A 20469-nucleotide genomic window follows, 5' to 3' on the forward strand; every position below is an offset into this window, starting at 1 on the left:
CCTAGTCACTCGGGGCGCTTGGAGACGGCCCGCGCGGTCATGCGCCCTTGTGCAATTTTTGGTTCCGCGCCGGCAATCGTATTTCAGCGGCTCAGGGGATTTCACACACAATGGCACGCAGCAAGATCGCCCTCATCGGCTCGGGCATGATCGGTGGCACGCTCGCTCATCTGGTCGGGCTCAAGGAACTCGGTGACGTCGTACTCTTCGACATCGCGGAAGGCATTCCGCAGGGCAAGGGCCTCGACATCGCGGAATCGTCGCCGGTCGACGGTTTCGACGCCCGCTACACCGGCGCCAACGACTATTCGGCGATCGAAGGCGCGGATGTATGCATCGTGACCGCCGGCGTGCCGCGCAAGCCGGGCATGAGCCGCGACGACCTTCTGGGCATCAACCTCAAGGTGATGGAGCAGGTCGGCGCGGGCATCAAGAAATACGCCCCCAAGGCATTCGTGATCTGCATCACCAACCCGCTCGACGCGATGGTGTGGGCGCTGCAGAAGTTTTCGGGCCTGCCGAAGAGCCACGTCGTGGGCATGGCCGGCGTGCTGGACTCCGCCCGCTTCCGCTACTTCCTGGCCGAAGAGTTCAAGGTTTCCGTCGAAGACGTCTCGGCAATGACGCTTGGCGGCCATGGCGACGACATGGTGCCGATGGTGCGCTATTCCACCGTTGCCGGCATTCCGCTGCCGGACCTTGTGAAGATGGGCTGGACCTCGAAGGAAAAGCTCGACGCGATCGTTGAACGCACCCGCAAGGGCGGCGGCGAGATCGTCGGCCTGTTGAAGACCGGCTCCGCCTATTACGCGCCGGCCGCCTCGGCCATCGCGATGGCGGAGAGCTACCTCAAGGACAAGAAGCGGGTGCTGCCCTGCGCGGCGCATCTCACCGGCCAGTACGGCGTTTCCGACATGTATGTCGGCGTGCCGACCGTGATCGGCGCGGGTGGCGTAGAGCGCATCATCGAACTCGACTTCTCCAAGGCCGAACAGAAGATGTTCGACAAGTCGGTGGCGGCAGTGCAGGGCCTTTGCGAAGCCTGCATGGGCATCGCGCCGAACCTGAAGAAAAAGTAGGGCGGACGCTTTATGAACATCCACGAATACCAGGCGAAGCAACTCCTCAAGGGTTTCGGTGCGCCGGTAGCCGACGGCGTCGCGATCATGAACGCGGCGGAGGCGGAAAAGGCAGCGAAGTCGCTGCCCGGCCCGCTTTATGTCGTCAAAAGCCAGATCCATGCCGGCGGACGCGGCAAGGGCAAGTTCAAGGAGCTTGGTGCGGACTCCAAAGGCGGTGTGCGGCTGGCGAGATCGGTCGAGGAGGTCGTGGCCAACGCCAGGGAGATGCTTGGCAACACGCTGGAGACCAAGCAGACGGGTCCGGCCGGCAAGCAGGTCAACCGCCTTTATATCGAGGACGGTGCAGACATTGCGCGCGAGCTCTACCTCTCCATTCTGGTCGACCGCACCGTCGGGCGCGTCGCCTTTGTGGTCTCGACCGAAGGCGGCATGGACATCGAGGCCGTCGCGGAAGAAACGCCGGAGAAGATCGTCACCGTTGCGATCGACCCCGAAGCCGGGGTGACGGCGGCTGACGTTGCCACTCTGAACAAGGCGCTGAAGCTTGACGGCGATGCGGCCAAGGACGGCGCCGGGCTCTTCCCGCTGCTTTACAAGGCGTTCGTGGAAAAGGACATGAGCCTGCTCGAGGTCAACCCGCTGATCGTTATGGAAAACGGCCGGCTCAGGGTGCTCGACGCGAAGGTCTCCTTCGACAACAACGCGCTGTTCCGCCACCCCGACGTGATGGAACTTCGCGACACGACCGAGGAAGACGAGAAGGAAATCGAGGCTTCGAAATACGACCTCGCCTATATCGCGCTCGACGGCGATATCGGCTGCATGGTCAACGGGGCCGGGCTGGCGATGGCCACGATGGACATCATCAAGCTCTACGGTGCTTCGCCGGCTAACTTTCTCGATGTCGGCGGCGGCGCTTCGAAAGAGAAGGTGACAGCGGCGTTCAAGATCATCACCGCCGACCCGAATGTTAAGGGCATCCTGATCAACATCTTCGGCGGCATCATGAAGTGCGATGTCATTGCCGAGGGCGTGGTGGCGGCCGTGAAGGAAGTGGGCCTGAAAGTGCCGCTGGTCGTGCGGCTCGAAGGCACCAATGTCGAGAAGGGCAAGAAGATCATCGACGAGAGCGGTCTCAACGTGATTTCGGCCGACGACCTCGACGATGCCGCACAGAAGATCGTCAAGGCGGTGAAGGGGTAGTGATCAAGTTTGCTACATTCCTGATTTGTTTTACCTTTGTTGGGGCGGCTGCAGCTTGGGTGATCGATCGGATTTTCTCTGTTCGCTGGTCGGTGCCACTAACATTTCTGGGGATTATTGCGCTCGCCATAACGCCGTTCGTTCTGATGTTTTTGCAGCCAGCGGACCCACTTGACGCTGACGTGTTCGGGAACGAGGCGTTTGGAGTACTGCTTATGATTCTGTGCTGGCCTGCAGCCTTGGGGATGCTTCTTTCGTTATTGTTTCTCGCGCCGAACGTGGCGCTGCGGGAGAACTGACTTCATGCCTCCGCGCAAAATCAGCCTTGTCGAGGCGGCGCAAAGCAAGATCGACAGGGTTTTCGATCCCCACATCGCCGGGGACGTGAATGAATCCCAGGTGAAGGTGGCCAAGTTTGGCGAAACCTTCGAATGGCATTCTCATGACAATGAGGACGAAGCCTTTCTGGTGCTTCAGGGGCGCATCGCGATCGACTTTCGCGATGGGCCTGTGGAGCTTGGCGAGGGCGAGTTCATCGTCGTGCCGAAGACGGTGGAGCACCGGCCGCGCTCTCTGACAGCGGAGCCGATCGTGCTGATGTTCGAACCGGCGACGACCGTCAACACAGGCAACAACCCGGGCGAACTGACCCGGACCGAACTTAAGCGATTGTAGGAAGCCGTATGTCCATACTCGTCAACAAAGACACCAGGGTTCTCGTGCAGGGCCTGACCGGCAACACCGGCACGTTCCACACCGAACAGGCGCTGGCCTACCACGGAACCAAGATGGTGGGCGGCATTCACCCCAAGAAGGGCGGTACGAGCTGGACCGGCGCGGGCGGCCAGGAACTGCCGATCTTCGCCTCCGTGGCCGAGGGCAAGGAAGCGACCGGTGCCACGGCTTCGGTGGTGTATGTTCCCCCCGCAGGGGCTGCCGGCGCCATCATCGAAGCGATCGAGGCCGAAATTCCACTGATCGTGTGCATCACCGAGGGCATTCCGGTTTCGGACATGGTGAAGGTGAAGGCGCGGCTCGACAGGTCGAGCTCCAGGCTGATCGGCCCCAACTGCCCCGGCGTTCTGACGCCCGACGAATGCAAGATCGGCATCATGCCCGGCAACATCTTCAAGAAGGGCTCGGTGGGCGTGGTCTCGCGTTCCGGAACGCTTACATATGAGGCCGTGTATCAGACGACGGTGGAAGGCCTTGGCCAGACGACGGCGGTCGGCATTGGCGGCGACCCGGTGAAGGGCACTGAGTTCATCGACGTGCTGGAGATGTTCCTGGCCGACGACGAAACGACCTCGATCATCATGATCGGCGAAATCGGCGGTTCGGCAGAGGAAGATGCGGCACAGTTCATCAAAGATGAGGCGAAGAAGGGTCGCGCCAAACCAATGGCCGGCTTCATCGCCGGGCGCACAGCGCCTCCCGGACGCACCATGGGCCATGCCGGCGCGGTGATTTCGGGCGGCAAGGGCGGCGCGGAAGACAAGATTGCGGCAATGGAAGCCGCCGGCATCAAGGTTTCGCCTTCACCGGCCCGGCTGGGCAAGACGCTGGTGGAAGCGATCAAGGGTTAAGGCAATAGGGGAGTAGGGCAGTAAGGCAGTAGGGGCAAAAAGCTGACAACCTACCTATTGCACTTCTGCCATATTCACCCACTGCCTTCATAAAAGGAGACGGCGCGCAAGGACGCCGAACACAAGATGGCACGCCAGGACCAGGCTAACGACCAATTTTCGCTGACCTCGTTTTTGTACGGCGGCAACGCCGCCTATATCGAGCAGCTCTATGCCGACTACCAGGACGACCCGAACAAGGTGGACGCCGCCTGGCGCGACTTTTTCAGCGCGCTGAAGGACGATGCCGGCGATGTGAGGAAGAATGCCCGGGGCGCTTCGTGGAAGGCCAAGGGCTGGCCGCTCGCCGCCAATGGCGAGCTGGTGTCGGCGCTCGACGGCGACTGGGGCCAGGTCGAGAAGCACATCTCGACCAAACTGAAGTCGAAAGCCGCGGCGAATGGCGCGGCGCCGACCGATGCCGATGTTATGCGGGCAACACGCGATTCGGTGCGCGCGATCATGATGATCCGCGCCTACCGCATGCGCGGTCACCTGCACGCCGATCTCGACCCGCTCGGCATCGCCAAGCCGCTCGAAGACTATAACGAGCTTTCGCCCGAGGCCTACGGTTTCGAAGCGGACGACTTCGACAGACCGATTTTCATCGACCATGTTCTGGGGCTCGAATTCGCGACCATCCGCGAGATGCTCGACATCCTGAAGCGGACCTATTGCTCGACCATCGGCGTGGAGTTCATGCACATCTCGAATCCGGCCGAGAAGGCATGGATTCAGGAGCGTATCGAAGGGCCGGACAAGGGCGTCGAATTCACCAAGAACGGCAAGCTGGCGATTCTGCACAAGCTGATCGAGTCGGAAGGCTTCGAGCAGTTTATCGACGTCAAATACAAGGGCACCAAGCGCTTCGGCCTGGATGGCGGCGAGTCGCTGATCCCCGCACTCGAGCAGATCATCAAGCGCGGCGGCGCGATGGGGCTGAAGGAGGTGGTGCTCGGCATGGCCCACCGCGGCCGTCTCAACGTGCTCAGCCAGGTGATGGCCAAGCCGCACCGCGCCATCTTCCACGAATTCAAGGGCGGTTCCTTTGCGCCCGACGACGTGGAGGGCTCGGGCGATGTGAAGTACCACCTTGGCGCCTCGTCGGACCGCGAGTTCGACGGCAACAAGGTGCATCTGTCGCTGACTGCAAACCCATCGCATCTGGAAATCGTGAACCCGGTGGTGATGGGCAAGGCGCGCGCCAAGCAGGACCAGATCAGCGGCCGCAAGCGCGAGGAAATCGTGCCGCTGGAAGAACGCGTGAAGGTTCTGCCGCTGCTTCTGCACGGCGATGCGGCCTTTGCCGGACAGGGCGTCGTGGCCGAATGCCTCGGGCTTTCGGGCCTGCGCGGCCACCGCGTGGCCGGCACGGTGCATTTCATCATCAACAACCAGATCGGTTTCACCACCAATCCGCGTTTCTCGCGCTCTTCGCCTTATCCCTCGGACGTGGCGAAGATGATCGAGGCGCCGATTTTCCATGTGAATGGCGACGACCCGGAAGCCGTGGTCTATGCCGCGAAGGTTGCGACCGAGTTCCGCATGACGTTCCACAAGCCGGTCGTCATCGACATGTTCTGCTACCGCCGCTTCGGGCACAATGAGGGCGACGAGCCGGCGTTCACGCAGCCGATCATGTACAAGGAGATCCGCAAGCATCCGACCGTGGTGGAGCTCTACGGCAAACGCCTGGTCGAGGAAGGGCTGATCGGCCAGGACGAACTCGACAAGATGCGTGCCGACTGGCGCGCCAATCTGGAAGCCGAATTCGAGGCGGGCCAGGCCTACAAGCCCAACAAGGCCGACTGGCTCGACGGCGCCTGGAGCGGCCTGCGCACGGCCGACAATGAGGACGAACAGCGCCGCGGCAAGACCGCGGTACCGCTGAAGACGCTGAAAGAAGTCGGCAAGAAGCTCTCCGACGTGCCGGACGATTTCGAGGTCCACCGCACGATCAAGCGGTTCATGGACAACCGCCGCAAGATGATCGAAAGCGGCGAGGGCATCGACTGGTCGATGGCCGAGGCGCTGGCCTTCGGCTCAATCCTGCTCGACGGCAATCCGATCCGGCTTTCCGGCCAGGATTCGGAGCGCGGCACCTTTTCGCAGCGGCACTCGGTGCTTTACGACCAGCGGGACGAGAACCGCTATATCCCGCTCAACCATCTCGGTCCGCAGCAGGCGCATTACGAGGTCATCAACTCGATGCTGTCGGAAGAGGCCGTGCTCGGTTTCGAATATGGCTACTCGCTCGCCGAGCCCAACGCACTGACCCTTTGGGAAGCGCAGTTCGGTGACTTCGTGAACGGCGCGCAGGTGGTGATCGACCAGTTCATCTCGTCGGGCGAGCGCAAATGGCTCCGAATGTCGGGCCTGGTGATGCTTCTGCCGCATGGCTACGAAGGCCAGGGACCGGAGCATTCCTCGGCGCGGCTTGAGCGCTTCCTGCAGCAATGCGCGGAAGACAATATGCAGGTGGCGAACATCACGACGCCGGCAAACTACTTCCATGCATTGAGGCGCCAGCTGAAGCGCGACTTCCGCAAGCCGCTGATCCTGATGTCGCCGAAATCGCTGCTGAGGCACAAGCGGGCGGTCTCGCAGCTTTCGGAAATGGCGGGCGAAAGCACGTTCCACCGGCTGTTGTGGGACGATGCCCAGATGCTGCCGGACCAGCCGATCAAGCTGGTCAAGGACTCAAAGATCAGGCGCGTGGTGCTGTGCTCGGGCAAGGTCTATTTCGACCTCTATGAGGAGCGGGAAAAGCGCGGCGTCAACGATGTCTATCTGCTGCGCGTCGAGCAGCTCTACCCGTTCCCCGCCAAGGCGCTGATCAATGAGTTGTCGCGTTTCCGCAACGCGGAGATGGTGTGGTGCCAGGAAGAGCCGAAGAATATGGGCGCCTGGGCCTTCATCGACCCCTATCTGGAATGGGTGCTGGCGCATATCGACGCCAAACATCAGCGGGTGCGTTATGCCGGACGGCCGGCAGCGGCTTCGCCGGCAACCGGACTGATGTCGAAACATCTGTCGCAGCTTGAATCATTCCTGGAAGACGCGCTCGGCTGAGCCGGGCAAACTAGAAAAGGCAACGGACCAGAACCATGGCTACCGAAATCCGCGTACCCGCACTGGGCGAATCCGTCACCGAAGCCACGATCGGCCAGTGGTTCAAGAAGGCAGGCGATGCTGTCGCCGCCGACGAGACACTGGTGGAACTCGAAACCGACAAGGTGACGCTTGAAGTTCCCGCGCCCGCCGCTGGAACGCTTTCCGAAATCACTGTCAAGGAAGGCGAGACCGTCGAGGTCGGCGCGCTGCTTGGCATGATCGCCGAAGGAGCAGGCGCACCTGCCGCCAAGGCCGAGGAAAAGCCCGCGGAGAAAAAGACCGAACCGGCACCGAAGGCCGAAGCGGCCGAGAAAGGCGACATGCCCGCCTCGCCCGCCGCGTCGAAGATGATGGCAGAGAAGGGTCTGTCGGACGGTCAGGTTGAAGGCAGCGGCAAGCGCGGCCAGGTGCTGAAGGAAGATGTACTCTCGGCGATCTCGAAGGGCGCTGCCTCTTCTCCGGCCGAGGCACCAGCAGCGGCGCGCGCGCCGTCGCCGGCCAGCGACGAAACGCGTGAGGAGCGGGTGAAGATGACCCGCCTGCGCCAGACCATCGCGCGACGCCTCAAGGATGCCCAGAACACCGCCGCGATGCTGACCACCTTCAACGAGGTGGACATGGGCGCAGTGATGGATCTGCGGTCCAAATACAAGGAGCTGTTCGAGAAGAAGCACGGCGTGAAGCTCGGCTTCATGGGCTTCTTCACCAAGGCGGTGTGTCACGCGCTGAAAGAGGTCCCGGCGGTGAATGCCGAGATCGACGGCACCGACATCATCTACAAGAACTTCTGCCACATCGGCGTGGCAGTGGGCACCGACAAGGGCCTTGTGGTGCCGGTGGTACGCGATGCCGACCAGATGGGAATAGCCGAGGTCGAGAAGGAAATCGGCCGGCTCGGCGTGGCCGCGCGCGACGGCAAGCTCTCCATGGCAGACATGCAGGGCGGCACCTTTACCATCTCCAATGGCGGCGTTTACGGCTCGCTGATGTCGACGCCGATCCTGAACGCACCGCAGTCCGGCATCCTGGGCATGCACAAGATCCAGGAACGGCCGATGGTGGTCGGTGGTCAGGTGGCGGTGCGGCCGATGATGTATCTGGCGCTCAGCTACGATCATCGTATCGTGGACGGCAAGGAGGCCGTGACTTTCCTCGTCCGCGTCAAGGAAAGCCTGGAAGACCCCGAGCGGCTGGTGCTGGATCTGTAGGCAAGGTAGGCTTCGCAACGCCAGCTCTTCGACGAGGTGCAAAATGCGTCAGCTGTTTCGAACACTATTGTGCGCCGCGTTGATCGCCGGCGGCTACCTTGTCCCTCTTGCCACGGGACCGGCGATTGCGCAGGTGCAGACCTCTGTCGGGATTGCCGACGTTACAGGCGTCTATGACGTTTTCGGGCGCAACACCGACGGTTCGGGCTATCGCGGCGTTCTGTCTATCGAGCAAGAGGGCGGGCAAGCGGTGCTCAGCTGGACAGTTGGCGCACAAAGCTATCAGGGACGCGGCGCATTCGCGGGCAATGTGCTTGTGGTGGAATGGGGCGCAAAGCACCCGGTCATCTATGTCGTTGGTTCAGATGGCACGCTGATGGGAACCTGGGACGACGGACTGGCGCTTGAACGCGCGGTGCGGCGTTGATCCGATGAGCATCGAATATCTGATCACCTCACTGATCATCGTCCTTATACCGGGTACCGGTGTGGTCTACACCGTGATGACTGGCCTTTCGGCCGGACGGCAGGCGAGCATCGCCGCGGCCTTCGGCTGCACGCTCGGCATCATACCCGCACTGCTTGCATCGGTGGCCGGGCTGGCGGCGATCCTGCACACCAGTGCGGTGCTTTTCCAGGTGCTCAAATATGCGGGCGCGGCCTATCTCATCTATCTGGCATGGAGGACGTTGCGGGAAACCGGCGCTGCAGATACCGGGCAGACGCAGCCGACCGGGCGGCGGCTGCTGCCGACGGTGCGGACCGCGTTCCTGATCAACATCCTCAATCCGAAACTTTCGGTGTTTTTTCTGGCCTTCCTGCCGCAGTTCATCGACCCTGCCGCCGGTTCGGCGGTGCCGCAGCTGCTGGTGCTTGGCAGCGTATTCATGGCGATGACCTTCGCTGTCTTCGTCGTCTATGGCAGCTTCGCGGCCATGATCGGGGCAAGGCTGATCAACAGCGAAGCCTTCATGCGCTGGATGCGGCGCGGCGTGGCGGCCGCCTTTGCCGCATTCGGCCTGCGACTGGCTCTCGGCGAGCGGTAGCTTTCGTGTTGAAGGGCGGGAACAGGCGCATGTCGAAGGCTCTCGCCGGCTTCCTGGGCGGAACCTGCCTGCTTGTCGCATCGCCTGCCGTTGCCGCCTGCCCGGTCGAACTTGCGACCTATGCAGGGCAGGGCGGAACGATGGCAATCGAGTTCCGGCCCACAAGTGCCTCGGTTACCGTGACCAACAGTTTCCGGTTTCTTGCCGGCGAGCGGGCGCTCGACGGTATCGTGATGTGGACGGCGGGGGCCGCGCGTTCCTGGGGCATCGTCATGGACGGCTGCCCCGAAGGCGACCTCACCGGCGCCGAGATATCCGAATGCACGCTTTGGGAAGGCGTCGTCTACGCCATCGATGCCGATGGCAAGGTCGGGCTTCTGCCCGCCGAGGGTCAGCCTGCGCCGCAGACGCTGATCCTCGCCGATCTCGGGCCCTGGCTCAGCCAGTCGGAGGCCTGGCGCGCAGCCGGCTCGCTCGCAGAGCCGTGGGATGTGTTCACGCTTTCGGGGTGCCAGGAATGAACAGCCAAGCGAAATCGCTGCTGGTAACGGGCGGTAGCCGCGGCATCGGCGCGGCCATATCGCGGCTGGCGGCACGCAAGGGCTGGCGCGTGGCGGTGAACTTCGTGCGTGACGAGGACGCAGCCGGCCGGATCGTGGCTGACATCGAACAGGCGGGCGGCGAGGCATTTGCCGTTCAGGGCGATGTGGGCAGCGAGGCAGACGTGCTTGCGATGTTCGACGCGGTCGACAGGCGCTTCGGCCGTCTCGACGGACTGGTGAACAATGCCGGCGTGGTGGATGTCGCGAGCCGCGTCGACGAGATGAGCCTGGAGAGGATCGAGCGCATGCTGCGCATCAACGTCACCGGCTCGATCCTGTGCGCTCGCGAGGCGGTGAAACGCATGTCGACGCGGTATGGCGGCAAAGGCGGTGCCATCGTCAACCTCTCCTCGGCGGCGGCAACGCTGGGGTCGCCAGGTATCTATGTCGATTATGCCGCCAGCAAGGGTGCGATCGACGTGTTCACTCTCGGTCTGGCGCGCGAGGTTGCTGCCGAGGGCATACGGGTGAACGCAGTCAGGCCTGGTATCATCGATACCGAAATCCATGCTTCCGGCGGCGACCCCGACCGGGTGGCGAAGATGCGCGACATGCTGCCGATGAAGCGCGAAGGCACGGCGGACGAGGTGGCCGAGGCGATCTGGTGGCTGTTGTCCGATGCGGCGTCCTATACGACAGGCGCCGTTGTCGATGTGACGGGCGGACGCTGAGAAATGGCCGTTCACGCAGCCAAATGGACCATTATGCACGCGGCATCAAAAGGAGTTGGCGGATGACTGCGCATCCGACGAATTTCGCCGGCCTTGCGGCGCAAGTTTCTTCGCTTCCCTTCGTGGCAGCACACGGCATCGAGATCATAGCCATGGAGCCGGGCCGTTCCACCGCCGCGATGGATTTCGACGAGCGTTTCGCGACGCCGCCCGATCTCTTTCCCGCGTCCATGGTCGGAATGCTGGGAGACGTCGCGGCAATTTCGGCCTGCATGGCGGCGGTCGCACCTGCCAGCTGTGCGACACTGGACTTTACAGTGAAGATGACGGCGCAGGCGCGAGGCTCGCGCCTTGAAGCCGAGGGCGTCGCGTTGCAGGCTGGCTCGACCATCGCGGTCGGCCGCGCCGACGTATTCGCAATTGCACCGAGCGGCGAGCGCGTGCTGTGCGCAACTGTTCTGGCCACCGGCCGTGTTATTCGCGGCAAAAGCTGAAAGCATCAAACCGAAAGGAACTTCCTTATGTCCACCACCTACGACGTTGTCGTGATCGGCGCCGGCCCTGGCGGCTATGTCTGCGCCATCAAGGCGGCTCAGCTCGGCCTGAAAACCGCATTGGTGGAAAAGCGCCCGACGCTTGGCGGAACCTGCGTGAATGTCGGCTGTATTCCTTCAAAGGCGATGCTGCATGCTTCCGAAATGCTGGTCGAGGCGCAGCACTCGTTCGAGGCGCTGGGCGTGGATGTCGGCAAGCCGAAGCTCAATCTGAAGCAGATGCTCGCCCACAAGACGACGACCGTGGAGCAGAACACCAAGGGTCTCGACTTCCTGATGAAGAAGAACAAGATCGACGTGCTGCGCGGCGCAGGCAAGATCGCGGGCAAAGGCAAAGTGTCGGTGACCGGCGAGGACGGCAAGGCGAACGAGTTCGAGGCCAAGAACATCGTGCTCGCCACCGGCTCGGACGTTGCCGGCATTCCCGGCGTGGATGTTAAGTTCGACGAGAAGGTGATCGTATCGTCCACCGGCGCGCTGGAATTTACCAAGGTGCCGAAGAAGCTCATCGTGGTCGGCGGCGGCGTGATCGGGCTCGAACTCGGCTCGGTCTGGGCGCGGCTCGGCGCCGAAGTCACCGTGGTCGAGTTCCTCGACACCATTCTGGGCGGCATGGACGGCGACGTCGCCAAGCAGTTCCAGCGCATGCTGGCCAAGCAGGGAATGACGTTCAAGCTCGGCGCCAAGGTGACCGCAGTCGAAAAGGCCGGTTCGGGCGCGAAAGTGACCTTCGAGCCGGTGAAGGGCGGCGACGCCGAGACGCTCGAGGCCGATGCCGTGCTGGTAGCGACGGGACGCAAGCCGTTCACCGAGGGGCTCGGGCTGGAAGAGGCCGGCGTAAAGCTGGACGATCGCGGCCGGGTGGCGACCGACGCGCATTACGCCACCAATGTCGAGGGCATTTACGCGATCGGCGACGTGATTGCCGGGCCGATGCTAGCCCACAAGGCCGAGGATGAAGGTGTGGCCGTGGCCGAAATTCTGGCCGGCCAGGCCGGCCATGTGAATTACGGCGTCATTCCTGGCGTGGTCTACACCAGCCCCGAAGTGGCCTCGGTTGGCAAGACCGAGGAAGAGCTGAAGAAGGACGGCGTTGCCTACAATGTCGGCAAATTCCCGTTCTCGGCCAATGGGCGCGCGCGTTCCATGCAGCAGACAGAAGGGTTCGTGAAGGTGCTGGCCGACAAGGAGACCGACCGGGTGCTCGGCGTGCACATTCTGGGCTTCGGAGCCGGCGAGATGATCCACGAGGCAGCGGTGCTGATGGAATTCGGCGGTTCAGCCGAAGACCTGGCGCGCACCTGTCACGCGCACCCGACCATGTCGGAATCGGTGAAGGAAGCCGCGCTTGGGGCGTGGCAGAAGTCGATCCATATGTGAGTGGAGAGCTGCTGCCACCAAACAAAAAAAGCCCCGCCGAAGCGGGGCTTTTTCGTAATGCTCTTCCAGCCGGATTAGATGCCGAGATTGGAGAACTTGCTCTTGAACTTCGACACGCGACCGCCGCGGTCGACCAGGTTCTGCTGGCCACCGGTCCATGCCGGGTGCGAGTTGGGGTCGATATCGAGGTTGAGGGTGTCGCCCTCGCTGCCCCAGGTCGACTTGGTCTCGTATTCGGTGCCGTCGGTCATCACGACCTTGATGGTGTGGTAGTCCGGATGAATTTCGCTTTTCATGTCTTTTGTCCCGGCTGGGGCGGCAGCGCGGCATGCAAGCCTGCGTCGATGTCGCCCGGTCTCAAAACTTGAAGCCGCGGCCAAGGATGGCTACGGCTTCCGAAACGGTCGGCGTGGCTCATACACGAGCTACGCCACATGCACAAGACCAACGTGCCCGCGGGCCGAAGGAAGGAACAGGAATGGCCGAAATTTTCGCCGAAGAGCCAAAGCGGCGTTCGCTTGGACCCTTGCGGCGCATCTTTCCCTATCTCGCCAACTACAAGGGCATGGTGGCGGCGGCGGTTGTCGCACTTATGCTGGCGGCGGCGATGACGCTGACCTTGCCGCTTGCGGTTCGCAGAATGATCGACCACGGCTTCGGCGGCGGCGATTCCGATTTCATCTCGCAATATTTCGGCATGCTGGTGGTAATCGGCGTCGTGCTCGCACTGGCCTCGGCGGCGCGGTATTTTTTCGTCATTACCGTTGGCGAACGCGTTGTGTCCGACCTCAGGCGCGACGTCTTTGCGCATGTGGCGGAGCTGTCGCCCGCATTCTTCGACCGTTCTCAGTCGGGCGAGATCGTGTCGCGGCTCGCGGCCGACGCAACGCAGATCAAATCCGCGGTCGGAGCGACCGCCTCAGTGGCGCTGCGCAACTCGATCATGGGCATCGGCGCGGTGATCATGATGGTGATCACCAGCCCGAAACTTTCCAGCCTCGTGCTCCTGGCGATCCCGGCGATCGTGTTGCCGCTCGTGGCGTTCGGACGCTCGGTGCGGCGGCGCTCGCGCATGGCGCAGGATACACTTGCCGCCGCGACCGCCTATGCAAGCGAGCAGATTGGGGCCGTGCGCACCATGCAGGCCAACACCGGCGAGGCGATGGTGACGGGCCGGTTTGCAAGCGCGGTGGAATCGGCTTTTCAGGCGGCGCGCGCGTCGATCCTGGCACGCTCCTTCCTGACCTTCTTCGCCATCTCGGCGGTGTTTGCCTCGGTGATCGGGGTTTTGTGGATCGGCTCGCGCGACGTTCTGGCCGGTACGCTCTCGGCGGGCACGCTAGGTCAGTTCCTGCTTTATTCGGTGCTTGCGGCCAGCGCGCTGGGCTCGCTGTCGGAGGTGTGGGGCGAACTCAACCAGGCGGCGGGTGCGGCCGAACGGCTTTCCGAACTGCTTGACGAGGAACCGGCCGTCAGGGCGCCGGCGAATCCTGCACTATTGCCGGAGCCGGAAGGCGCCGTCGCTTTCAAGGACGTGCATTTCGCCTACCCGACGCGGCGCGACGCTGCGGCGCTCGAAGGGCTGGACCTTGCGGTGAAGCCGGGCGAGACGGTGGCAATCGTCGGGCCATCGGGCGCGGGTAAAAGCACGATCATCTCGCTGCTGCTGCGGTTCTACGATCCCGACAGCGGCACGATCGAAATCGACGGCGTGGATATCGCCAAGGCGGATCCCAAGCAGGTGCGCTCGCGCATCGCGCTGGTGCCGCAGGATGTGACTGTGTTCGCGGCGACCGTGCGTGACAACATCGCCTTCGGCAAACCGCATGCAAGCACGGACGAGATCGAGGCCGCGGCGCGCGACGCGCTGGCCGAAGAGTTCATCAACGCCCTGCCGGAAGGCTACGACACCGAGCTCGGCGAGCGTGGGGTCACGCTTTCGGGCGGGCAGCGACAGCGCATCGCGATTGCGCGTGCGATCTTGCGCGATGCGCCGATCCTTTTGCTCGACGAGGCGACCTCGGCGCTCGATGCGCAAAGCGAGACGCTGGTGCAGACAGCGCTCGAGCGGCTGATGAAGGGGCGCACCACGATTGTGGTGGCACACCGGCTTGCAACCATTCTCAAGGCCGACCGCATCATCGTGATGGACAAGGGCCGGATCGTCGAACAAGGCACGCATAAGAGCCTTGTGGCAAAGGGCGGGGTCTATGCGCGGCTCGCCAAGCTGCAGTTCGAGACGGGGGCCGATGCGTTCCGCGGCGCGGCGGAGTAGGGTTTACCCCAGCAAATTCCGCACCGTGCGCATGAAGATGCGGGCGCCGATCGGGATCAGGTCGTCCGGGAAGTCGTAGTCGGGGTTATGGAGCTGCGGGTGGTTTTCGCCCGAGCCCAGAAAGAACATCGCCGATTTCGCGCCATGGCCGAAGCGACCGAAATCCTCCGACGCGCGCATAGGAAGCTCTGCCTCGTCATGCGCGACGCCTTCGGCATCGAGTGCATCACGCAGATGCGCTACCGCCTCCGCCTCGTTAAGGCTGGCAACGAAGACCTCGTGATAGTCGATCTCGCAGCCAAGGGCGTTGGCTGACGCGGTATCGCGCGCGAGTTTTTCCGCAGTAGCAACCAGCGCGTCCATGCGTTCGTCGAGCCGGGTGCGCAGTGTGACCCAAACCTCGGCGCGGCCGGGCGCGACGCCGAAGACGGCCTCGCCCATTTCGGCATGGGTGACGGTGGCGAGGCGGAAATTGTCGCTGTCGAATCCGGCCCGGGAGAGGCCTGTGAGGGCCGGCATCAATTGAGACACCGCCAGCATCGGCGACGCGCCGGTTTCCGGCATCGAGGAATGTGCGGTCTTGCCAGTGAGAGCGATGCGCATGCCGCGCGAGGCGCAATTGACGACACCCTCTTTCAGCCGGACATGGCCGAGCGGGCTGCCCGGCAGATTGTGCAGCGAAAAGGCGAAGTCGGGTGCGATATCGGCATAGCGCGGGTCTGCGGTAACGCCAGCCGCGCCGTCGCCAGTCTCTTCCGCCGGCTGGAACATGAGTACGACGCGTCCGCGCGCAGGGCGCTGGCGGCCGAGTTGGCGGCCGACGGCTGCGAGGATCGCCATATGACCGTCATGCCCGCACATGTGGCCCTTGCCGGGAATCGCGGAGCGGTGCGGCAGGTCTGAAATTTCGGCGATGGGCAGCGCATCGAGCTCGGCGCGCAGGAGGATCGTCGGGCCGGGCTGACCACTGTCGTAGATCGCCGCGAGGCCGGGACCGCCAAAGCCAGTTAGAATCTCGTCGGGCCCGGTCTGAGCAAGGAAGACTTCTACCGCATTCGCGGTTTCATATTCCTCGTTGGAGATTTCCGGCGCCTGATGCAGCTGGCGGCGGAAGGCGACCAGATCGACCAGGTCCTGGTTGGTGAGTGACATGTGAGATCCGTGTGCTAGCGGGCGGCGTGGCGGCCGGCATTGCGGCCGGAGAAGATGCAGCCGCCGAGAAATGTGCCTTCCAGCGCGTTGTGGCCGTGATAACCGCCGCCGCCGAAGCCCGAGGCCTCACCCGCTGCATATAGCCCGGGCACCGGCTCGCCCTTCGCGTTCAGCACCTGCCCGTCGAGATTGGTGTGGATGCCGCCCAGCGTCTTGCGGGTGAGAATGTTGAGCCGCACGGCGATCAGCGGACCGTTGGCCGGATCGAGTATCTTGTGCGGGGCAGCGGTGCGGATGAGCTTGTCGCCGAGATAATTGCGCGCGCCGCGAATGGCGGTCACTTGCGCGTCCTTGGAGAACGGATTGTCGATCTCGCGGTCGCGGGCGACGATCTGCGCCTCCAGCCGGTCATGGTCGATCAGGCTGCCGCCGGCAAGCTGGTTCATGCCGGCAACGAGATCACGGAGATCGCCGCGGACGACGAAGTCTTCGCCCTTTTCCTTAAAGGCCTCCACCGGCGGCGGCGCGCCGGAGCCGCGTCGGCTCTTCAGCACTTCAGCCCATTTCTTCGATGTGAAGTCGGGGTTCTGCTCCGAACCCGAAAGCGCAAATTCCTTCTTGATGATCTTCTGGGTGAGCACGAACCAGGAATATTCGTGGCCGGTTGAAAGAATGCGCTTCAGCGTCGACATGGTGTCGAAACCCGGCATGCATGGCGCTTCCAGCCGCTCGCCCAGCGCGTCGAACCACATGGAGGAAGGGCCGGGCAGGATGCGGATGCCGTGTTCGGGCCAGATCGGATCCCAGTTCTTCACGCCCTCGGTGTAGTGCCACATGCGGTCGGTGTTGATGAGCGCAGCGCCGGCTTTCTTGGTGATGTCGATCATGCGGCCGTCGACATGGTGCGGCACGCCGGCGACCATATTCTTCGGTGCGGGACCGAGACGGTCCGCCGGCCAGTTCTTGCGTACGAGATCGAAATTGCCGCCTATGCCGCCTGAGGCGACGATGACGGCGCCGGCCCTGAATTCGAAATCGCCGACGACATCGCGCCCGGATTTCTGGCCGCGCTGAACCTTGGAGGGTTCCAGGACTTCGCCGGCGACCCCGGCTGCCGCTCCCTTCGATTTCACTATGCGGCTGACGCGGTGGCGGAATTTGAGCGTGATGCGGCCGGCCTTCTCGTATTCCAGCACACGCTTCTCGAAGGGTTCGATGACGCCCGGGCCCGTGCCCCAGGTGATGTGAAAGCGCGGTACGGAGTTGCCGTGGCCATGCGCCATGGCGCCGCCGCGCTCCGCCCAACCGACGACGGGAAACCAGCGCATGCCAAGCGAGTGAAGCCAGGGGCGCATCTCGCCGGCGGCGAAGTCGATATAGGCTTCCGCGACCTTGCGCGGCCACGCGTCCTGCGGGCCGTCAAACTGCGCGGAGCCCAACCAGTCCTGCAGGGCGAGTTCACGGCTGTCCTTGATGCGTAGACGCCGCTGCTCGGGGCTGTCGACAAAAAAGAGGCCGCCCAGCGACCAGAAGGCCTGGCCGCCGAGCGAGTTGGCGCCCTCCTGCTCGACGATGATGACGCGCTTGCCCGCATCGGCCAGTTCGCAGGCTGCAACGAGCCCTGCGAGGCCCGCTCCGACTATGATGGCGTCCGCCTGTTCGGCCATTTCGTTCCTCCCGGTTGAAGGCACTGTCGGATGGAACGAAATGGAGAGCAAGGGCATCCCTGCTCGACGTCATCCTCGGGCTTGTCCCGAGGATCTACCGCCGCTGCAACGAAGAAAAGTGGTGCTTCCTCGTGTTAGGACAGCTTCCCGCTCAAGTTGGCAGGTCCTCGGGACAAGCCCGAGGATGACGGGCAACATACGGCTAGCCATACCTCTCTTCCAGATGCTTGCGGAAATGCTCGGCGTTGAGCGGTTCGCCGGTGGCGCGTTCGATCAGCTCCGGCGTCGAGAAGCGCGAGGCCTGCGTCCAGACATGTTCACGACGCCAGTCGTTCAGCGCATCGAAATGGCCCTTTTCCATCTGCGCCTCGGCGTCCGGGATCTTGCGTATGATCGCCGCCCATTGCTGCGCCGCGATCATGGCGCCGAGCGTATAGGACGGGAAGTAGCCGATGGCGCCGGAAGGCCAGTGCACGTCCTGCATCGGGCCATTTGCGGGGTCATCGATGGTGGAAAGGCCGAGATATTCGGTCATCTTCGCATCCCAGGCCTCCGGCAGGTCCGAGACTTCCAGCTTGCCTGCAATCAGGTCCTGCTCCAGTTCGAAGCGCAGGATGATGTGCAGCGGGTAAGTGACCTCGTCGGCGTCGACCCGGATCAGCCCGCGTTCGACATGATGGACATGCGGCAGGATATCCTCGATCGACCAGTCTTCTTCGAGATGCCGCTCGACGACGGGCAGAGCCCAACGCCAGAAAGCCGGGTTGCGGCCGATCTGCTTTTCCACGAACAGGCTCTGGCTTTCATGCATGGACATGCCGCGGGCTTTGCCCAGCGGCCAGTGCGCCCAGTCGCGGGGCAAGCCCTGCTCGTAAAGCGCGTGGCCGGTTTCGTGCAGCGTGCCCATTAGCGAGGACAGAAACTCGGACGTGCGATAGCGCGTGGTGATGCGCACGTCTGTGGGCACGCCGCCGCAGAAGGGATGATGCGAGACGGACAGGCTGCCATGGGTCAAGTCGAAGCCGACCGCCGCCATCATGGCGAGGCCCAGTTCGCGTTGCCGCTCGATCGGGTAGCTGCCCGACAGCGGCCTTTTCGGCCGCCTGGCCAGACGCTCCTCCTGAACGGCCAGCGCCTTCGGCACAAAATCAACCAGGAAGGTTTTGAGCTCGGCGAAAACCGGCGCAATGTCGGCTGAGCGGTTGCCGGGATCATACTGCTCCATCAGCGCATCATAGGGATCGAGACCGAAGGCCTCGGCGCGCATCGCGGCTTCCTCGCGGGTCAATTCCAGGACGCTCTCCAGCGCCGGTGCGAAGCCCGCCCAATCGTTCTTGGCGCGCAGGTCACGCCAGAGCTGTTCGCAGCGCATGCGGGTTTTCGTCTGCCGCTCCACGAATTCGGGCGGCAGGCAGGTCATGCCCGTCCACATGCGGCGGAACTCGGCGACCGCCTTGTGCTGGTCGGCGGAAAGATCTTCGGCCTCGGCGGCGGCGATCCAGTCACCGACTTCGGGTGCCGTTACCTGGCGGTGATACATGCCGGCGAGCACCGACATGGAATCGGCGCGGGCATCGCCGCCGCCGACCGGCATTACGGTTGCTTCATCGACGCCCAGAATGGCGGTGGCGTGTTCCAGCGCGTTCAGCCGGCGGCAGAGCGCATCGAGTTTTTCAAACGACATGAGGGTCCTCGGGCAATGATTGCCGGCAAGGGACACCATGTCGCGAACGCGCGCAAGTCATATGCTTTGAGCCAGCGCAGCTTGCGGGGCCGGCGAAAGCGGTGCTCTATGCGGCGGCTGCATTTTGCGAGGGAGGCACTCTTGATCGGCAATATTCTGACCGGCGTCGTCGCGGCGATCCATGTCTATATCGTGATCCTGGAGATGGTGCTTTGGGATACGCCACGCGGGCGCAAGGCGTTCGGCATGACGCCCGAGTTTTCCGCCTCGACCAAGGTGCTCGCCGCCAATCAGGGGCTCTATAACGGCTTCCTCGTTGCCGGGCTTGTCTGGGGGCTGTGGCTCGGCGACGCCGGCTTCGCGATCAAGGTGTTCTTCCTCGGCTGCGTCGCGGTGGCCGGCTTCTACGGAGCAGCGACAGTCAGCCGCCGCATCCTCTACATCCAGACCGTGCCGGCAGGTCTGGCGCTGCTGGCGCTGTGGGCGGGGATGTAGATGGACAACTCTACAAGATGTCACTATTTTGAGAAGTGGCAACGATAGTGGAGATGCCACATGAATGCACCGGTGGAACTAGACGGTAATGGACTGAGCGAAAAGGTGAAAATCGCCGCCAACGGACGGATGGTTCTACCGAAGTCCATGCGCAACGCAGTTGGTATCGAAGGAGAAACCGAACTCGTCCTGACGATAAAGGATGGTCAGATCCAGATATCGACGATTGCCGACCGGGTAAGAGAAGCGCGCGAGATATTCCGCAAGTCGGTCAAACGACCGTTCAGCTCGGACGATTTCCTCGCGACGCGTGAGCGCGACTGACCGGTGGTCGTGCTGGACAGCTCGGCTTTGATTGCCTTCTTCAGGGAAGAACCGGGTTCGGACCTGATAGAAAGCCATATCGCGGAGGCTTCAGTTTCGGCCGTCAACGTTCAGGAAGTGGCCAAGAAGATGATGGATGCTGGCGCTTCGGAAGGCGATATCCGTGCCTCTATCGACAAGCTTCAGCTGATGATTTGCCCACATGAAGCCGAGGATGCATTTCTGGCAGCTTCACTTTCGGCTGCCACACGACAACATGGAAGTGGCCTCGGCGATCGGTCATGCATGGCGCTTGCGATGCGGCTTGGCGTGCCGGCGCTGACGACTGACCGTGCGTGGGCCAAGCTCGATATCAAGGGACTGGAGGTAATTGTGGCCCGGTAAGCC

General features: G+C 63.0%; 21 protein-coding genes. 17 read left to right on the plus strand and 4 right to left on the minus strand.

Annotation, left to right across the window (positions count from 1 at the left end; all coding sequences use genetic code 11):
* The first annotated feature begins 110 nt into the window (after positions 1-110).
* From mdh to lpdA, 13 genes are all read left to right on the plus strand, one after another.
* The gene (gene mdh / locus EP165_RS08075) at positions 111-1079 is read left to right on the plus strand and encodes a malate dehydrogenase (RefSeq protein WP_127521295.1); all 969 of its coding nucleotides are present in this window, start codon (positions 111-113) and stop codon (positions 1077-1079) included.
* 12 nt (positions 1080-1091) lie between these two features.
* Positions 1092-2285 (plus strand): ADP-forming succinate--CoA ligase subunit beta, encoded by a 1194-nt coding sequence (gene sucC, locus EP165_RS08080; protein WP_127521297.1) that lies wholly within the window; start codon positions 1092-1094, stop codon positions 2283-2285.
* Positions 2285-2584: a hypothetical protein gene (locus EP165_RS08085; protein WP_127521299.1), complete on the plus strand. Its 300-nt coding sequence runs from the start codon at positions 2285-2287 to the stop codon at positions 2582-2584. Before sucC ends, EP165_RS08085 begins: the two co-directional genes overlap by 1 nt.
* A 4-nt stretch (positions 2585-2588) precedes the next feature.
* A complete protein-coding gene (locus EP165_RS08090; protein ID WP_127521301.1) occupies positions 2589-2960 on the plus strand; it encodes a cupin domain-containing protein in 372 nt (123 codons plus the stop codon).
* A gap of 8 nt (positions 2961-2968) precedes the next feature.
* Positions 2969-3871, plus strand: coding sequence for a succinate--CoA ligase subunit alpha (sucD, locus tag EP165_RS08095; protein ID WP_127521303.1), 903 nt, complete (start codon positions 2969-2971; stop codon positions 3869-3871).
* A 126-nt stretch (positions 3872-3997) separates the two neighbouring features.
* Positions 3998-6982, plus strand: a complete 2985-nt coding sequence (locus EP165_RS08100) for a 2-oxoglutarate dehydrogenase E1 component (protein ID WP_127521305.1) — start codon at positions 3998-4000, stop codon at positions 6980-6982.
* Between the two features lie 35 nt (positions 6983-7017).
* Positions 7018-8232 carry a 2-oxoglutarate dehydrogenase complex dihydrolipoyllysine-residue succinyltransferase gene (odhB, locus tag EP165_RS08105; RefSeq protein WP_127521307.1) on the plus strand — a complete coding sequence of 405 codons (1215 nt, stop codon included), beginning with the start codon at positions 7018-7020 and terminating at the stop codon, positions 8230-8232.
* A 43-nt stretch (positions 8233-8275) separates the two neighbouring features.
* Positions 8276-8659 carry a hypothetical protein gene (locus tag EP165_RS08110; RefSeq protein WP_127521309.1) on the plus strand — a complete coding sequence of 128 codons (384 nt, stop codon included), beginning with the start codon at positions 8276-8278 and terminating at the stop codon, positions 8657-8659.
* Between the two features lie 4 nt (positions 8660-8663).
* On the plus strand, positions 8664-9278 hold the full coding sequence (locus EP165_RS08115) for a LysE family translocator (protein ID WP_127521311.1): 615 nt from the start codon (positions 8664-8666) through the stop codon (positions 9276-9278).
* Positions 9279-9307: 29 nt separating this feature from the next.
* Positions 9308-9799 (plus strand): hypothetical protein, encoded by a 492-nt coding sequence (locus tag EP165_RS08120; RefSeq protein ID WP_127521313.1) that lies wholly within the window; start codon positions 9308-9310, stop codon positions 9797-9799.
* Positions 9796-10551, plus strand: coding sequence for an SDR family oxidoreductase (locus EP165_RS08125; RefSeq protein WP_127521315.1), 756 nt, complete (start codon positions 9796-9798; stop codon positions 10549-10551). Before EP165_RS08120 ends, EP165_RS08125 begins: the two co-directional genes overlap by 4 nt.
* A gap of 62 nt (positions 10552-10613) precedes the next feature.
* Positions 10614-11045 carry a PaaI family thioesterase gene (locus EP165_RS08130; protein ID WP_127521317.1) on the plus strand — a complete coding sequence of 144 codons (432 nt, stop codon included), beginning with the start codon at positions 10614-10616 and terminating at the stop codon, positions 11043-11045.
* A gap of 27 nt (positions 11046-11072) precedes the next feature.
* Complete coding sequence (gene lpdA / locus EP165_RS08135; protein ID WP_127521319.1) at positions 11073-12485, plus strand: dihydrolipoyl dehydrogenase; 1413 nt, start codon at positions 11073-11075, stop codon at positions 12483-12485.
* A gap of 74 nt (positions 12486-12559) precedes the next feature.
* Here lpdA and rpmE read toward each other — a convergent pair whose 3' ends face one another.
* Positions 12560-12781, minus strand: a complete 222-nt coding sequence (gene rpmE / locus EP165_RS08140; protein WP_127521321.1) for a 50S ribosomal protein L31 — start codon at positions 12779-12781, stop codon at positions 12560-12562.
* A 182-nt stretch (positions 12782-12963) separates the two neighbouring features.
* Between rpmE and EP165_RS08145 the strand changes: the two genes are divergently transcribed.
* A complete protein-coding gene (locus EP165_RS08145; RefSeq protein WP_127521323.1) occupies positions 12964-14760 on the plus strand; it encodes an ABC transporter transmembrane domain-containing protein in 1797 nt (598 codons plus the stop codon).
* Between the two features lie 3 nt (positions 14761-14763).
* Here EP165_RS08145 and EP165_RS08150 read toward each other — a convergent pair whose 3' ends face one another.
* The 3 genes from EP165_RS08150 to EP165_RS08160 form a co-directional block, all read right to left on the minus strand.
* Positions 14764-15912 carry an amidohydrolase gene (locus EP165_RS08150; RefSeq protein WP_127521325.1) on the minus strand — a complete coding sequence of 383 codons (1149 nt, stop codon included), beginning with the start codon at positions 15910-15912 and terminating at the stop codon, positions 14764-14766.
* A 14-nt stretch (positions 15913-15926) separates the two neighbouring features.
* The gene (locus EP165_RS08155; RefSeq protein ID WP_127521327.1) at positions 15927-17579 is read right to left on the minus strand and encodes an FAD-binding dehydrogenase; all 1653 of its coding nucleotides are present in this window, start codon (positions 17577-17579) and stop codon (positions 15927-15929) included.
* A gap of 202 nt (positions 17580-17781) precedes the next feature.
* Positions 17782-19263, minus strand: a complete 1482-nt coding sequence (locus EP165_RS08160) for a carboxypeptidase M32 (RefSeq protein WP_127521329.1) — start codon at positions 19261-19263, stop codon at positions 17782-17784.
* A 141-nt stretch (positions 19264-19404) separates the two neighbouring features.
* On the opposite strand from EP165_RS08160, the gene EP165_RS08165 reads away from it, so the two are divergent.
* From EP165_RS08165 to EP165_RS08175, 3 genes are read left to right on the plus strand one after another with little or no spacing between them, the layout of a single operon-like run.
* Positions 19405-19758, plus strand: a complete 354-nt coding sequence (locus tag EP165_RS08165) for a DUF1304 domain-containing protein (RefSeq protein ID WP_127521331.1) — start codon at positions 19405-19407, stop codon at positions 19756-19758.
* 60 nt (positions 19759-19818) lie between these two features.
* A complete protein-coding gene (locus EP165_RS08170; RefSeq protein ID WP_127521333.1) occupies positions 19819-20082 on the plus strand; it encodes an AbrB/MazE/SpoVT family DNA-binding domain-containing protein in 264 nt (87 codons plus the stop codon).
* Between the two features lie 9 nt (positions 20083-20091).
* Entirely contained in the window at positions 20092-20466 is a 375-nt protein-coding gene (locus EP165_RS08175; protein WP_206075883.1) for a type II toxin-antitoxin system VapC family toxin, read from the plus strand.
* The last annotated feature ends 3 nt before the right edge of the window (positions 20467-20469 follow it).

It is taken from the genome of Mesorhizobium sp. Z1-4 (assembly GCF_004000235.1).
Lineage (GTDB): Bacteria > Pseudomonadota > Alphaproteobacteria > Rhizobiales > Rhizobiaceae > RCIO01.